Here is a 14,089-nt window from a genome sequence, read left to right as displayed (position 1 = left end):
ATAATATTTGATTTTCTTCGACATTTTTGTCTCCTAAAAAGGAGCTTTTTAATGTCCGTTTTTTGGTAGGAACTCCAAACTCCTTCCACAGGGGATTATGTCTCTTCAGCCTGGGACTGCCAAATACATTCCCAACAATAACAAAAGTAGCCATTTCCCGATCTCATATCGCCAAACATCAAATTGATGATCGAGTCCTTTTCCTAAAGAATAAAAAGAAAATACCAACACATAACTAAACGTAAATATTTCCGCAACGCTCCACTGCGCATAGGTTTTAATGAAAGCTAAAGACAGAGATGCTGATAAAACGAATTGAACCAGAAAATACGCAAGGTAACCGTTGTTTCTTTTAGAATCCGGGTTGTATTTCTGAAAACTATAAGGGCTGACATACTTCGGCTTGGGATAAGGTTCCAAATCGGAAGGTCGATATCCTGGAGGTTTAAAAAATCCCAAGAACCCCTCCCATTTATTCTTTGTAAGACGGAAGTCTCTAATCAGATCGGAAAAAACATGAACCTCGGCCCAAATCGGTTGGAAGGTCCGAAGAGGCTTCACCACTCCGTACACCGGCTCCTCCGATTCAAGTTCGAAGGTTCCAAACAATCTGTCCCAAAAGATAAACACTCCTCCGTAGTTTTTATCGATATAACGAGGATTCATCGCATGATGAACCCTATGATGCGAAGGAGTTACGAATATAAATTCAAACCAAGAAGGAAATCTGTCAATAGTTCGAGTGTGCACCCAAAATTGATAGGTTCGATTCAATGCATCCGTGATGAGATATGCCTCCACGGAAAACCCGAATAAAGCTAGCGGTAAATAAAATATTCCGATGAATAGATTTCGAACAAAGGATTGTCGGAGAGCTACGGAAAGATTGAACTCTTCACTGGAATGATGCACTACATGGGAAGCCCAAAACAAATTGATTTCATGGGAAAACCTATGCGCCCAATAAAACAAAAAATCGATCAGAAAAAAGAGTAATATCCAACTGATAAACGAGCTTTCTCTCCAGAGAAAAGAAGGGAGATACTCAGAAAAAGAAAGATGGGTTGCTAGAAAATGATAGACCAGAACCATTCCGATCAGAATGAAACCGTCTGCGATTCTACTGAGGGTTCCCAAGCTGAGATCCGCAATCGAATCTCTCAGCCGATAAAAGGAAAGCCGATTGCGGTAGCAATAAACAAGTTCTACCAAAATCAAAACGAAGAAAATGGGAGCGATGGTTTCGATGAGCCGCATCGCTAAATTGTCATTTTTATCGAAAAAGAGTCAAGAATTTCAAACCGAATTTAGAATCTCTTTCGGGTCTGCTTCCATATAATAATGATTAGGTACCCTGCCCTCAATCCCCTGAAAAGACCTAGCCTCAACCGTCTTAAAACCCAGTTTTTGGTACAATCCGATCGCATTCGGATTCACTTGAGATACGTCCAAGGAAACTTTTCCATATTTCGGGAATTGATTTACAACATGACGAATCAAATCCTTACCGATTCCCTTTCCTCGGTGTTTTTCGGAAACGGCGATATGCCCCAAATACAAACATCCTGATTTAGGTGCCTGGATCATCTTTTCCATAGTGAGCCCCCTTCCGATCACTGAAAAACTCTTAGCACCGTATAAGGAAAGAATTCGAAAGGCAGTACCTCCATTTAACAGAAGAAAACTGGAGGAATGATAAGCAAGGATTGTTCCGACCACTTCTTTCCCGATCGTTGCCACATAATGATTCGTATAAGAGATCGTATTTCCTCTTCTTACGAAAGAAGAAGCAAGAAAATCGAAAGGGCTATATTTTCCCTCTTCGAAAACATAAGACCAGGCGGCAGGCCCTGAGGAATAAATCAAAGGAATAGCTGCTTCATGATCTTCAGGAGAAGCAGGTCGGATTTCGATGGAAGTTGGGTTCATATCATAACCTCGAAGAAAAATTGTTTATATTTTTTTCAAAGGGAGAGAAATCTTTTTCTTTTTCTCTTCCGGGAAAAATTCCGTATAAATTGCGGACTTGGGCTTCGATCTTTTCGGATCGTATTGAAAACTAACATCTACCAACTGAGTAGGAACCATCTTGGGATATAAATTTCCCAGTTTCGATTCTCCTGTCAGATCGTAAACGGGGAGTTCTTGAGAAGTAATGGAATGATAAGGAAGATAAGAAGAAACTCCAATCAAATTTCCAGCACTGTCATATTCATAATCGTTATAACCTAACACGATCTCTTCGCTAGACACGGAAAATTCTTCATAAAGATCTCCTGTCAGCTCATACGTTCCCTTGCCTAATCCTACAACGAAACCTCCGACCGTTCCCACAACAAATACACCTGCAACCACGATCAATACTCCCGCATTAGCGGCATATCTTCCTCCGTAAAAAGAACGGGTATTATGATTATAGTTCGGATAACCGCCGCTAGGATGTCTCAGGTTGAATAATTCGAGAGAACCTTTGCCTGCCATAAAGGTATATGCGAAAGGATAATATAGATATTGTTTAGGACTGAAGTCGTGGTTTTTGCCAGAGATTTCGATACAGACGGAACGAAGAACGGATTGAGTGGACCGATCCCGGAAGAGCACAAAATACCTTTCTCCTTCCTTCGTTGGTCGTTGGATTTGTTTGCCAAACTTAGGCTGGACCCAAGAATCCCAAGTCAAACCATCTACGAATTCGGGGTGACTCACATTTTCAGTCAAATGTTTGCGAGGCAGAGGAGATCGTTCCGTGGAGCAACCGAACAAAAAGAAAACGAAAGAGAAAGGAAAAATAAGGAAACGAACTAGAATCATTTAGTTTACTTTAGAAGAAAGTTCCGCTCCTAACTCGTTTAAGATTTGAGTCAATGCATCATTCCAACCTAGAACCAAAGCTTCCGGTTCTTTTTTTTGGATGGAGACTGTCTTCGTAAATGTTTTTCTAAGTAGTATTTGAGTATTGCCGTCCTTTTCGGAATAGAACAAAAATTCGATCTCCATTACGGCCGCAGGCTGATTGGACCTAAAATCACCATATAACTGTTGTACGTTGACTTCCGCAAAATGAGTGGGATCCACTCTTGTCTGTGCGGCTCCGTCCCATTCGAAATTTTTCTGTTTGATGAGACCTTTGACGATCTCTTCTTTTAGATTCGAAGAAGGAGGGATGAAAAAGGAATGATAAAAATCGGATTCGTAATTCACGTTATCCTTTCGATAAACGAATTCTTTCCCTTCGAATTTTTGAGAAATAGCGAACCTTCTGAGTTTTAAAGAAGAACCTTTAGGAGGATGATACGTTGCGGAAAAGGGACCTGCTTCGATCAGGAAATATCTTTTTTCAGGAAAACTTTTAGTAACTCCGAAACAATTCCCTATAAAAAACATAGAGAACAAAACAATCAATGACGGTCGGATTGGCTTCATAAGAGAATATTTATATTTCATCCTTATTTCCATAATTTAGACTTATTAGGTGCTTCCCCGAACAAAAACTGAGAAGGATATTTTTTGGCATTCCCTGTCACTTCCTTCAAATCTTCGGAAGCGATCCTCAGGTTTTCGACCGCAACGGAAATATCCCCTTGGTTGGAAGCGAGAACATTATCCAATCGTTTAATGGCAGTTTGCATCTGTGTGATGGTTTGATCCAGTTTTTTAGGAGTGTTTTGTAGTTCCGGCTGAGAAAGAAGATTTTTAACTTCCTGGTTCGTTTTCCTCAGATCGGAAAGCAGACCGATCGCTTCCTTGGAAACATCACCTAATCTAGCTTCGGTCAATGTCTGATTCAGATTTGCGATCAAAGCATCGACTCCTGTCAAAATTTTATTCACATCCGCCTTATCCAAATTATCGAAAAATTTATCGACGGATGCGGTGAAGCGGGAGATCGTACTGGGAGCGGAAGGAATATAAATCGACTTAGGTTCCCATTTGATGTCCAAAGGTGGATTTTTCTCCGGATTTAAATAGTCTACTTCCAAGTAGGCGGTTCCTGTGAGTCCTTGAGAAGCAAGTCTCACCCTCAAACCGGTGGAGATCATTCTTTCGATCGTTTTTTTTAGGTTGTTGCCGCTTGTTCCTTTTACGAAATCGGGAACGGACATTTTGATCACCACATAACGACCGTAACGAATTGATTTTTCTTCATCCAATTTATCCGGATATTCGTTTTGCACGAAAGAAATCGCTTCAACGGATCCTACCTTCACACCTCTATGTTTTACGGGAGAACCGATATCCAAACCTTGCACAGATTCGTCGAAATAGGTTTCCAGTTTGATCGACCTTTGGAACAAAGTTCCCGCAGTGAAGGTGACCAAAAAAGCCAATAATACGAAGAAACTGATAAGGACGAACACTCCTACCTTAAAATAACTGGCGTTCATTGAATTCATTTTCCTACACCCTCCATCGGGATACGATTGAAAAATTTATGCACAAAGGAACCTTTCGCTTTTTCCTTCAGTTCTTTCGGCTTTCCTTCCGCAATGATTCCTTTGGTCTCTTTATCCAAAACGATCACACGATCTGCCATGGTAAAGATGGAAGGAAGTTCGTGAGTCACAATCACGAAAGTGACACCGAGGGATCTAGAAAGACGAATGATAAGATGATCCAATTCGACGCTTGTGATCGGATCCAGACCAGCGGAAGGTTCGTCTAAAAATAAGATCTCAGGATCCATCGCCATCGCTCTGGCAATGGCGGCCCTTTTTTTCATCCCTCCGGAAAGTTCGGAAGGCATAAGGTCTACGAAGGATTCCAATCCTACCATTTTTAATTTCATTTTGGCAATAGTATCCATCGCTTCCGGAGGAAGATTTGTGAATTCTTCCAAAGGAAGTTTTACGTTTTCCAAAAGAGTCATGGAACCGAAAAGGGCACTTTGTTGGTACATAACACCGATTTTGTTCCAAATGCGGATTCGATCTTTTCCTTGAGCGGAAATGATATCGTCCTCTTCGATCCAAATTTTACCGCTGAACGGAGAAGTCAGACCGATCATATTTTTTAAGACGGTGGACTTTCCGCAACCGGAACCGCCTAATATACCGAAGATTTCTCCCCTCTGCACTTCGAAGGAGATATCGTCCATGATTACTGTTTGTCCATAACCTGTGCGAAGATGTTCTACTCGGATGATCGGATCTGCCATCATATCCCCAGATAAAAATAGACGATGGAAAAAACACCGTCCAAAAGAGAAACCAATATGATCGATCCCACAACGGCAGCGGTAGTGGATTCTCCCACTGCTCCAGCCCCTGTAGTCGTTTTTAAACCTCTATAACAGCCGATAGCCGCAATGATCATCCCGAAGAAGTAGGATTTTAGCATTCCTCCTGCGATATCATTGAATCCGACCGCAATGTTTACCTGATTGACAAAGGTAACGAGAGGAAAGCCGAAACTCACCAAAACTACGGCTCCACCGATTAACCCGAATAAGTTGAATATGACTGTAAGAAGAGGAGTCACAATCAAAGATGCCACCAAACGAGGAACGATCAAAAACTGAACGGGAGGAAGCCCCATCGTCGTCAAAGCATCTATTTCTTCGGAGACCTTCATGGTTCCTAATTCTGCGGCGAATGCGGAGCCGGATCGCCCGGAAAGAATGAATGCTGTCATAAGAGGACCTAATTCCCGGAACAAAGAAAGACCGACAAGGTTTGCGACAAAAATCTCCGCACCGAACCTTCTCATGGGAATGGCGGATTGAAACGACATGATGAGTCCCAAAAGAAAACCGATCATAGCGATGATGGGAAATGCATTCACTCCCATGGATTCGGCGACTCTCAGAACGTCTTTCCATCGAATGCGGGAAGGATGAAAAACGGATTTCCAAAAGGAAACGGTCAACTCTCCCGTAAAAGAAATCAGGAACGAAAGTTCGGTGACGTAATCGATCGTGATCTTTCCGATTTTCTCGGACTTCCCCAATTTGGCTATCGGGGGACGGAAAGATTGTTTGTTTTCTTCCGTGGCGATTTTATAAGAATACTGGAATTTTTCGTTTAATCCGTGTAATTCGAAACGGGCGTTTCGTTTTTCCTGAAAAGATTTCAAAAAGTAAAGAAAGGAGATTCCGGAAGAATCCGTCTCGGAAAGATCTTTCGCATGAACTTTGATGAGGCTGGGAGATTGGTTTTTTAACTGGAGCCTGGCTTGTTCCCACAATTCACTTGTTTGGCGGGAGGTAAGAGAGAGGGGCAGATAAATTTCCAAACTGCTTCCTTCCCAAAGAAATCTTGTTGTTCTAGCGTTTTCAGCCACGAGACTAAACCTAAGATATCACTCGCTTCCCTAATCTGGCAAGTGATTTTATTTTGATTTTATAAGAGTCGAATTTTATAAATGCTTAGATGGATTTTTTCAATCTCATTCATTTTCTAATAGGTTTCAGCGGCGGGCTGGCATTCCTATTCTGCGGCGGAGAACTTGTCTCAAAAGAAAAATCCACTCAAACGCGTATCCAAGCAGGACTATTTTTTCTAGCAGGCATCTTTCAAACACATTCTTTTTTAGTCGGCATAGGGGGATTCCACCTATTCCCTCATCTCTATCTCATCCATCTGCCTTTCTCCGCATTCTTTGGTGCACTGTTTAAAAGGTATTTCGATTGTTTGTGGTCGGAAGAGAACGGCCAAGCCGGATGGGGAGTTCTGGAATTTCTTCCCGCAGTCATCGTTCTCTCTCTTTTATCTTCATATTACACGAGTTCTGCGGAAGAAAAAATGCTACTTTTCCGATTGTATCCTCAAAATGGGGTACCCGTCGTTTTTAAACTGGCTATATTAACCGTAGTGCTCCCTGTTTTCGGTTCCGCCTACTACGTATCCCGTAAAATTATGGAATCCCTTCGTTTCGAGACCATCAAAAACTCTCCACAATTGAGACTGGTGATTCTGGTTTTGGGACTTTCTTCTCTGGCTTCTCTTGTGGGAATTGTAACTCTGTTTTTCAATGCACGCCACGGATTGGATTTTGTCTCCTGCATCGTGGCTTTCCTTTTGGTCTTAGTATATCTACTGAGACTGAGAGAACCGGAGTTATTCACGGAAGTAAAACGAATCGTTCAAGAGGAGAAAAAATATCAAATCTCCCAATTGAAATCGGTAGATATACATTCATTAGGTGAAAGTCTGGAAAAACTCGTTTCCGAGGAAAAGATCTATAGAAACGACGAGCTGAGTTTGGCCGAGTTATCCGGCAGACTGTCCGTTTCTCCCCACCAGCTTTCCGAATACCTCAATCAGCATTTGGGAAAAAACTTTTTTCAGTATATAAATTATTTCCGAATCCAAGAAGCGAAGGAATTGTGCAGAAAGAATCCCGAGAAAACGATTCTTTCCATCGCATTCGAAGTGGGATTCCCTTCCAAATCGACTTTCTATGATGCGTTTCGAAGGGAAACGGGAATGAGCCCCACCGAATTCAGAAAAAACAAAAAATAAACTTCCAATTGGATCGATCCGGACTTTATTTTTCTTCCGAATTGATCCATCCGGTCGATTTGTTTCGTTACCCGGAGTATATTAAAAACAGAGGCAAGGGGGAATTCGATGTTCAACGGACCGATTCAATGCGAACTAGTGGTAGACTGCGTCACCAAAATCACATCTGCACAGTTATTTTTAAATTTTCTCAGATACTATCCGATTGCGGGAGCCGCATTTTTGATCTTTTATCTTTGGAAAAAAGATTTTTTCGAAACGTTCCGCATCCAAAAAGCATATCCTAAGATGGAAAAAGTCTGGCAGGAGTTCCGCCAATCCGCAGTTACACTTGTGGTCTTTACCTTGATTGCAGCGACCAATATCATTCTTGCCAAAATGAAATTGATCCCTAGCCAAGTTTACTTCGGGCCTGTGGAAGGGTTCTCCGGATGGGGTTATATTTTCCTCAGTTTCGCCATCCTAACCGCTTGGCACGAAACCTGGTTCTATTGGATGCACAGAACCGCACATCATAAAAAGATCTATCCTTATGTGCATATGGAACATCATCTTTCCGTGAATCCTTCTCCATTGGCCGCTTACCGTTTCCAAGCTACGGAAGCTTTTTTGGAAGGAATCTATTTGGTTCCTTTTATCATGTTTGTCCCGATCCACTTCCATGTGATTTTATTCCATACATTCTATGCGATGGTTCTGAATATTTGGTGGCATCTAGGGTATGAATTTTTTCCCAAATTCTGGGCCAAAAACCCGATCACAAAATGGATCAATACATCCACCCACCACAACCTCCACCATCAGAAGTTTTTAGGAAACTATAGCCTCTATTTCAACGTCTGGGACAGGATCATGGGGACCAATTTCCCTTATTATGAGGATTATTTCGAAGAAACAGTAGAAAGAAGGGCAAAAAAACGAGAGGAAAAGCGACATAAAATGCTTATCCCGGTAGGAGAAACTGCCGAAGGATAAACCAGAGGCCAAGATATGTTTGCATCCACTCATTTTATGAAGACACAAGATCTATTGGAAAGAGGTTTAAACGCCGCAATGACCAAAAGAAAGGTGCTGTCGGATAATATCTCGAATGCGGATGTACCACATTTCAAAAGATCGGAGGTTGTTTTCGAGTCCATGCTGAAAAGAGCCTTCGAATCGGAAAAGATCGAAAAGGAAAAAGCGGTTCCTACCAAGATTACGAACGACAAACATATCGATTTTTTCAAACCCTTGGATTATAGGGACGTAAGGCCGAAAACGAACATCGATTATCTGACTACGATGCGTCCCGACGGAAACAATGTGGATGTGGAAAAGGAAGTAGTAGAGGCGAACCAAAACCTTATGACCTACAACCTGATGATCGAAAGACTCAACCAAAACAACCGCCTTCTCAATATCGTAATGAGAACGACTTAATAGGATCTAAAGGGAACAGGTAAACTTTATGGGCATGTTTGATTCGATTAATATTTCCGCTACCGGACTTTCCGCACAAAGATTGAGAATGGATGTTATCTCAAACAACATCGCAAACTCCACTACCACAAGAAATACCAACGGAGACGGTCCTTTCCGAAGAGACAGAGTCATTTTAACTCCCGTTAATTTAAGAACCAAGTGGAAAAGTCCCGTTTATCCTTTCGGAGTCGCTCCAGGAGAAGGAAAAGGAGTAAAGGTGATGAGAATCGAAAAAGATATGAGTCCTCTTAGATTGACTTACGATCCGACTCATCCGGATGCGATTCAAACAGGACCTAAAAAAGGTTATGTGGAATTCCCGAACATCAATATCGTTACGGAAATGACGGATATGATCTCCGCTTCCCGTTCCTATGAAGCGAATGTGCAGATGATCAACGGAACCAAAGCGATGTTCAATAAAGCGATGGAGATAGGCAGAGCGTAAAACTCTGCCGTTTTACTCTCCCAAAAACCCAAGTAAATACTTACTGTCGTCTTCCTCGTTTTCCCAAAGCAAATCTCCAGATTCTATATCGTAAGGATTGAGTAAATTCTTATGACTTCCTGAAATTCGATTCTCATCCGAGTGAGATCGATTTCCGTACAACCAAATTCCCGTTCCGAAAGCGAAAAGAAAACAAGCGGCGACTAATTTTAAATATACGGGACTTCTCTCGTTGTTTGCGGGAAGAATCGTTTCCTGAAATTCGGATTGGGAGGAAAAAACTCTTTCCGCCATTCTTTTTTCCCAATTCGGATCGTTTAACCTTTGATCAATCTCTTTGTTGAATTTGGAATTTTTCATATATAAACCTCTTAGCACGAAATAATCTGGATTTTACCGTTCCGGGAGCGATGTGCAGTTGTGCCGCAATTTGATCTCCCGTTTTACCTTCTCCTAAAAGAACCAGAACATCCTTATATTGGGAAGGGATCTCTTGTAGCAGTTTTTCATATTCCAATCGATCGAGCAGACTTCCCTCAAAGGAGGTTTCTTCTTCTCGGAAAGGATCATCAAAAACTTTTTGCGCTTTGACTCTTTCTTTGTTTTGTTTCTGGGTGAAACGCAAGGATTCGTTTTTTGCGATCGTATAGGCCCAGTTTCCCAAGGAAACAATCTTGTCCGCATCCCATCCGTTTTTTTGAAGATATCTGTACATACGAATGTAGGTTTCCTGTGCCACATCATCGATGTTATCCGCTAGCCTTGCGTCCAGGTATTTGCGGATAGCGCTCAGCACCGCCCATTTGGTGGTGCTGATTACTTTTTCGAATTCGAGATTAGTCACGTTTTTTGTCCCGTTTCTCTTTTTCGGGGCGGTCTTTTTTATGTTCCTTATTTCCATGTTCTTCATGGTGTTTTTTGAATATTTCTTTCTGCTTTGCTCTTTGCTCGGGAGTAAGGATTTCGTTGATCTTGATTCGATCGTCGATCCACAACATCTTAGAGTCGATCTTCACTTTGGAGACTTCTTCCATTTTAGAACGGATAGCCGACTTATCCAGGTTATCTGCCGATAGCAGAGCGTGAAGTTCTTTGCGAAGAGCATCCTGCTTGTTTTCATAATCTTCTTTCGCTTGTTTGGAATCGGAATGGACTTTCTCGATTCTCTTCTTTTGATCAGCGGTCAATCCCAGGTCTTTTGCCATTTTCTCTAAAAATTTCCCGTGGTCTTTCGGATGTTTTCTGTCTCCATGTTCTCTGTCATGGGCAACGATTCCCGAAGCTACTGCGAAACTGAGCGTGGTGATTAGAATCTTGAGAGTTGTTTTCATTTGATCTCCTCTTTTGACTAGTTTACCCCGGAGAACCGGGAAAGGTTCCCTAGGAAGATTTTTTTTTGAAAAGCTTTCCGAACCCGGTGTCTGAGGCATTTCCCGGTAAGATCGGTTGTACAAAGCCCCGCTATGGATGAAAATGGGAAGAGATTTAAGAAGAAAGGGGGTAGGTACCACAAAATTTCCCCTTTTTTCGCCCCATTTTGTAGGAACTCCTACAAACTTTCCCGTAAATCCGACATAATTTTTTACTCAAGTAAATCGGAAATCCATCGATAATTCCTATGAGGGCATTCCTATGGGCATCGAATCTATTTCTTCTTTTTCATCAAATCATATATCAGGTGCAAAACCTTATTCTTTGCTTCCGAACGGAGACAAAGTGGCAGTGAACCGAACCGATTCCCGCCATTACGGAAAAACAAACGAAGCAAAGTCACCGGATGAAGTGGCAGGAACTTTCGCAGATGCTCTCAAAAAAGCGTTCGAACAAGTAAACGACCAACAAGTGGAAGCGGATGAACTCACCCAAAAGATCGTATTCGATCCGAATTCAGTGGAACTTCATGAAGTGATGATCGCAGCGGAAAAGGCGAGAATCTCCCTTACTTTCGCAAAAACGATGTCAGACGGCTTTATCAGAGCTTACAGAGAACTGAGTCAGTTAAGATAAAATTTAATTCGCATTTTCGGAAGGTTGTCCGAAGATGCGTTCCACCTTCTCCAGTTTAATTTCGATCCTATCTTCTTTTCCTACCCGAACACCTAACTTCAAATCTACAGGAGAGATTTTTTCTCCATTCACATAGATCACCCAACCCTCTTTCCAGGAATTGCTGGCTCCGTTGATGGTCATGATCTCTTCCGTTCTGTTCGTAGAGATAAACCTCATGGAAGGATTTTCTTTCTGGGAAAGTTCCGCAAACACTTGAAGCAGATCTTTTTTTTCGGAAAAAGGAGTAGGATAATAAAAACTTTCCTCAAACTCGCTACAACTTACATGGATATGAATCCCTTCTTGGTCGTAAGAGTTTCGTTTCCTTTGCAGGCCGCTGGTGCAATTGACAAACATAATAACACATAACAATAGTATGCGAAACAAAAATCCGTTCATTACATTCATGCGGCGGAATTCCTACGATAAGAATACAGCAATCCCTGCGCATTCAAATTCACATCGATCTCTAAAAGTTCCCAATCCTTGGAAGTTAAATCTGCTCCTTGTCGATCGGCTAAAGTTTGGATCATATCTTTCACCTTAGACTCGAAATAAGAAGTTAGTAGTGAAGGATCGGATACCGCACCTGCCCCTTCGATCGCTTCCTTACAAAGATCCAAACCTTGTTTCAAATAAATCGATTGCCCTTTTAGATCACCTAATCCATCGAAGTGGGTGAGATATGCGGTTTTAGCTCCGGTATTTACGATGATGTCTAGAGATCGAACCGCTTCTTCATAATGGAAATCCGTAGGAGTCGTGGTGGGGAATATAAACCTTTTTCCCAACTCCAAACCCGGATAAGAAATGCCGAAAGAATCTCCCGTAAAAATCGAATTCGATTTGGATTCATATATGCAGAAATGATGATTCGCATGCCCTCTCGTATAATGGAAGATAAATTTTCGATCTCCCCATTCCAAACTTTCTCCGTCTGCCATCACACGGATTCTGGATTCCTGAACCGGATCTATAGTGCCGTACAATTTACGAAACATTTCCTCTCCGTAAACGGAAGTGCTGCTTTCGATCAATCGGGAAGGATGGATCAAATGTTTGGCGGTCTTAGGATGTGCAAGTAAGATAGCATTCGGGCAAACCCGCAAAAGAGCGGAAGATCCTCCCGCATGATCCAAATGCACATGGGTCACAATCACATAATCCACGTCTTCCGGCTTAAGCCCTACTTCCTTCAGTTTTCCCAAAAGATGAGGGAGTGCATGTGTAGTGTTGACTTCTACGAATGTTCCTCGTCCGTTTTCCACTAAAAGATAAGCGCAAGCGACTTTTTCAAAGTCCGCATAATGACAATCGATCGTATATATAGAATCCACAACTCTAAGGTAACGGCAGGATTCGTAATCTTCAAGAGAAATTAGAAATTACCCAAGATTCTTAAAAATGAATTTGTATTTTTTTCCTGATTATTTTACTCTTTCGGAAGAAAAGGTTATATTTTCATGAGAATTGTTTTCTTCAATTTACTTCTGCTTTTTACATTGGCTCAATGTTCCGCAAATAAGAACTATCAGTTGAGAGAGTCCAATCCAGAACTGAAAAAATACGAAAATACCTCTCTTGATCCTCTACTGGTTTCCCCTTATTCTCACAGCATTTTTAAACTTCCCATTTACGATACATATCTGGAAGAAGCCTATAGAACCATCATCTCCGTAAGATTCTCCCAAACCGCCATTCAGGAAGCGGAAGAAAATTACCTTCTTAAAAAACAGATAGGAGAGAAAGGTGAAGCCTTTTTATTCGCCTATAGAGAACTGCCCCTCTTACAAGTTAGATTAGAAAAATTGCATGTAACAGGCTTGGAATATCTTGCCCTTCTCCCTCAAAACGAATCGATCTCTTCCGATTCCACCAGAAGCGCCGTGCGAAACGAACTTAATTTTACCGTTTCCGAAATTCAATATATGCAGAAACAAATTTCTACTTCCATTCGTAAGTCGAAAGAATTGTTTTCTCGTCTATATCCTGCGGAACCAAAACAAAAAAACACGATTACAGCTACGAAACTCAAGATCCATAATCCTCATGAAAATAAGCCTTTATTCCTAAGCTCGGCAGAAGATCAATGTTATGCGTCCAGAGCTTACAGACAATGGTTCATTCTCTACGGAAGCATTCGTATGGGAGACACTCCTCTGGAGGAACTTTTCCCCGACCCGAATCAGTCTTATCGTTTTGAAGAAAAGACAACGATCGTGGATTTCGCCTATACGATTTTCTTTGCTCCGTTGACTACGATCACAACGAAAACCATCCGAGTGGATGCTTGTGATTCTGCCAGCCTTGCGGATTACAGAAAACTGCAAGAGGAAAGAGATCTATACAAAACCCTTCTGGCCCAAAAGAAAGAAGAGGAAAATAAGACTGCTGTAGTGGAAGCCGAAACGAGAGAGGTTCCGGAGGAAGAATCCTTTTATATGAAAAGGGTGGCCATGATCCAATTGAATGACGGTACAGTGATCCAAGGGGACATCAAATCGTTCAGTTTGGAGACAATCACCCTGGAAATGGCAGGAGAAACCAGAAATATCGAAAAACAGCAGATCGATCGCATCCGATACACCCGAATCAAAGTGGATACTGAGGGAAAACCCATCTAAAGAGGGGAAATCTGTGGTACCTACCACAGAAAAATACTTGTACA

18 protein-coding genes are annotated in these 14,089 nt (G+C 41.8%); 6 read left to right on the top strand and 12 right to left on the bottom strand.

Annotation, left to right across the window (positions count from 1 at the left end):
* Positions 1–105: 105 nt before the first annotated feature.
* From EHS15_RS11760 to EHS15_RS11730, 7 genes are read right to left on the bottom strand one after another with little or no spacing between them, the layout of a single operon-like run.
* Complete coding sequence (locus EHS15_RS11760; RefSeq protein WP_135760758.1) at positions 106–1,257, bottom strand: sterol desaturase family protein; 1,152 nt, start codon at positions 1,255–1,257, stop codon at positions 106–108.
* A 39-nt stretch (positions 1,258–1,296) separates the two neighbouring features.
* Positions 1,297–1,929, bottom strand: a complete 633-nt coding sequence (locus tag EHS15_RS11755) for a GNAT family N-acetyltransferase (protein ID WP_135760757.1) — start codon at positions 1,927–1,929, stop codon at positions 1,297–1,299.
* A gap of 24 nt (positions 1,930–1,953) precedes the next feature.
* A complete protein-coding gene (locus EHS15_RS11750) occupies positions 1,954–2,811 on the bottom strand; it encodes a hypothetical protein (RefSeq protein WP_135760756.1) in 858 nt (285 codons plus the stop codon).
* Entirely contained in the window at positions 2,812–3,444 is a 633-nt protein-coding gene (locus EHS15_RS11745; protein ID WP_246052115.1) for an ABC-type transport auxiliary lipoprotein, LBF_0736 family, read from the bottom strand.
* Positions 3,445–3,446: 2 nt separating this feature from the next.
* A complete protein-coding gene (locus tag EHS15_RS11740; protein ID WP_135760755.1) occupies positions 3,447–4,394 on the bottom strand; it encodes an MlaD family protein in 948 nt (315 codons plus the stop codon).
* Complete coding sequence (locus EHS15_RS11735) at positions 4,391–5,158, bottom strand: ABC transporter ATP-binding protein (protein WP_135760754.1); 768 nt, start codon at positions 5,156–5,158, stop codon at positions 4,391–4,393. Before EHS15_RS11735 ends, EHS15_RS11740 begins: the two co-directional genes overlap by 4 nt.
* Entirely contained in the window at positions 5,155–6,279 is a 1,125-nt protein-coding gene (locus EHS15_RS11730; protein WP_135760753.1) for an MlaE family ABC transporter permease, read from the bottom strand. The genes EHS15_RS11735 and EHS15_RS11730 overlap by 4 nt, the downstream gene beginning before the upstream one ends.
* 89 nt (positions 6,280–6,368) lie before the next feature.
* On the opposite strand from EHS15_RS11730, the gene EHS15_RS11725 reads away from it, so the two are divergent.
* The 4 genes from EHS15_RS11725 to flgC all read left to right on the top strand — a co-directional run bounded on the left by EHS15_RS11725 (position 6,369) and on the right by flgC (position 9,372).
* On the top strand, positions 6,369–7,460 hold the full coding sequence (locus EHS15_RS11725; protein ID WP_135760752.1) for an AraC family transcriptional regulator: 1,092 nt from the start codon (positions 6,369–6,371) through the stop codon (positions 7,458–7,460).
* Between the two features lie 108 nt (positions 7,461–7,568).
* A complete protein-coding gene (locus EHS15_RS11720; protein WP_135760751.1) occupies positions 7,569–8,435 on the top strand; it encodes a sterol desaturase family protein in 867 nt (288 codons plus the stop codon).
* Positions 8,436–8,450: 15 nt separating this feature from the next.
* Entirely contained in the window at positions 8,451–8,882 is a 432-nt protein-coding gene (gene flgB, locus EHS15_RS11715) for a flagellar basal body rod protein FlgB (protein WP_135760750.1), read from the top strand.
* 28 nt (positions 8,883–8,910) lie between these two features.
* Positions 8,911–9,372 (top strand): flagellar basal body rod protein FlgC, encoded by a 462-nt coding sequence (gene flgC, locus EHS15_RS11710; RefSeq protein ID WP_135760749.1) that lies wholly within the window; start codon positions 8,911–8,913, stop codon positions 9,370–9,372.
* A 12-nt stretch (positions 9,373–9,384) separates the two neighbouring features.
* Here flgC and EHS15_RS11705 read toward each other — a convergent pair whose 3' ends face one another.
* Genes EHS15_RS11705 through EHS15_RS11695 form a run of 3 tightly spaced genes read right to left on the bottom strand, consistent with a single transcriptional unit; the run spans position 9,385 to position 10,703 of the window.
* Entirely contained in the window at positions 9,385–9,732 is a 348-nt protein-coding gene (locus EHS15_RS11705) for a hypothetical protein (RefSeq protein ID WP_135760748.1), read from the bottom strand.
* Positions 9,701–10,216, bottom strand: coding sequence for an RNA polymerase sigma factor (locus EHS15_RS11700; RefSeq protein WP_167884220.1), 516 nt, complete (start codon positions 10,214–10,216; stop codon positions 9,701–9,703). Before EHS15_RS11700 ends, EHS15_RS11705 begins: the two co-directional genes overlap by 32 nt.
* Positions 10,209–10,703 carry a Spy/CpxP family protein refolding chaperone gene (locus EHS15_RS11695; protein ID WP_167884219.1) on the bottom strand — a complete coding sequence of 165 codons (495 nt, stop codon included), beginning with the start codon at positions 10,701–10,703 and terminating at the stop codon, positions 10,209–10,211. Before EHS15_RS11695 ends, EHS15_RS11700 begins: the two co-directional genes overlap by 8 nt.
* A 301-nt stretch (positions 10,704–11,004) precedes the next feature.
* Between EHS15_RS11695 and fliE the strand changes: the two genes are divergently transcribed.
* Positions 11,005–11,379, top strand: coding sequence for a flagellar hook-basal body complex protein FliE (fliE, locus tag EHS15_RS11690; protein WP_135760745.1), 375 nt, complete (start codon positions 11,005–11,007; stop codon positions 11,377–11,379).
* A gap of 3 nt (positions 11,380–11,382) precedes the next feature.
* On the opposite strand, the gene EHS15_RS19405 is transcribed toward fliE, so the two are convergent.
* Both EHS15_RS19405 and EHS15_RS11680 read right to left on the bottom strand, forming a co-directional pair.
* The gene (locus tag EHS15_RS19405; RefSeq protein ID WP_246052113.1) at positions 11,383–11,829 is read right to left on the bottom strand and encodes a hypothetical protein; all 447 of its coding nucleotides are present in this window, start codon (positions 11,827–11,829) and stop codon (positions 11,383–11,385) included.
* On the bottom strand, positions 11,826–12,758 hold the full coding sequence (locus EHS15_RS11680) for an MBL fold metallo-hydrolase (protein ID WP_135760744.1): 933 nt from the start codon (positions 12,756–12,758) through the stop codon (positions 11,826–11,828). The genes EHS15_RS19405 and EHS15_RS11680 overlap by 4 nt, the downstream gene beginning before the upstream one ends.
* A gap of 126 nt (positions 12,759–12,884) precedes the next feature.
* Here EHS15_RS11680 and EHS15_RS11675 point away from each other — a divergent pair, with 126 nt between their 5' ends.
* The gene (locus EHS15_RS11675; RefSeq protein ID WP_135760743.1) at positions 12,885–14,045 is read left to right on the top strand and encodes an LIC_13076 family protein; all 1,161 of its coding nucleotides are present in this window, start codon (positions 12,885–12,887) and stop codon (positions 14,043–14,045) included.
* The last annotated feature ends 44 nt before the right edge of the window (positions 14,046–14,089 follow it).

The organism is Leptospira idonii, from assembly GCF_004770995.1.
GTDB classification, from domain to species: domain Bacteria; phylum Spirochaetota; class Leptospiria; order Leptospirales; family Leptospiraceae; genus Leptospira_A; species Leptospira_A idonii.
This window is presented reverse-complemented; position numbering and strand designations above follow the sequence as displayed.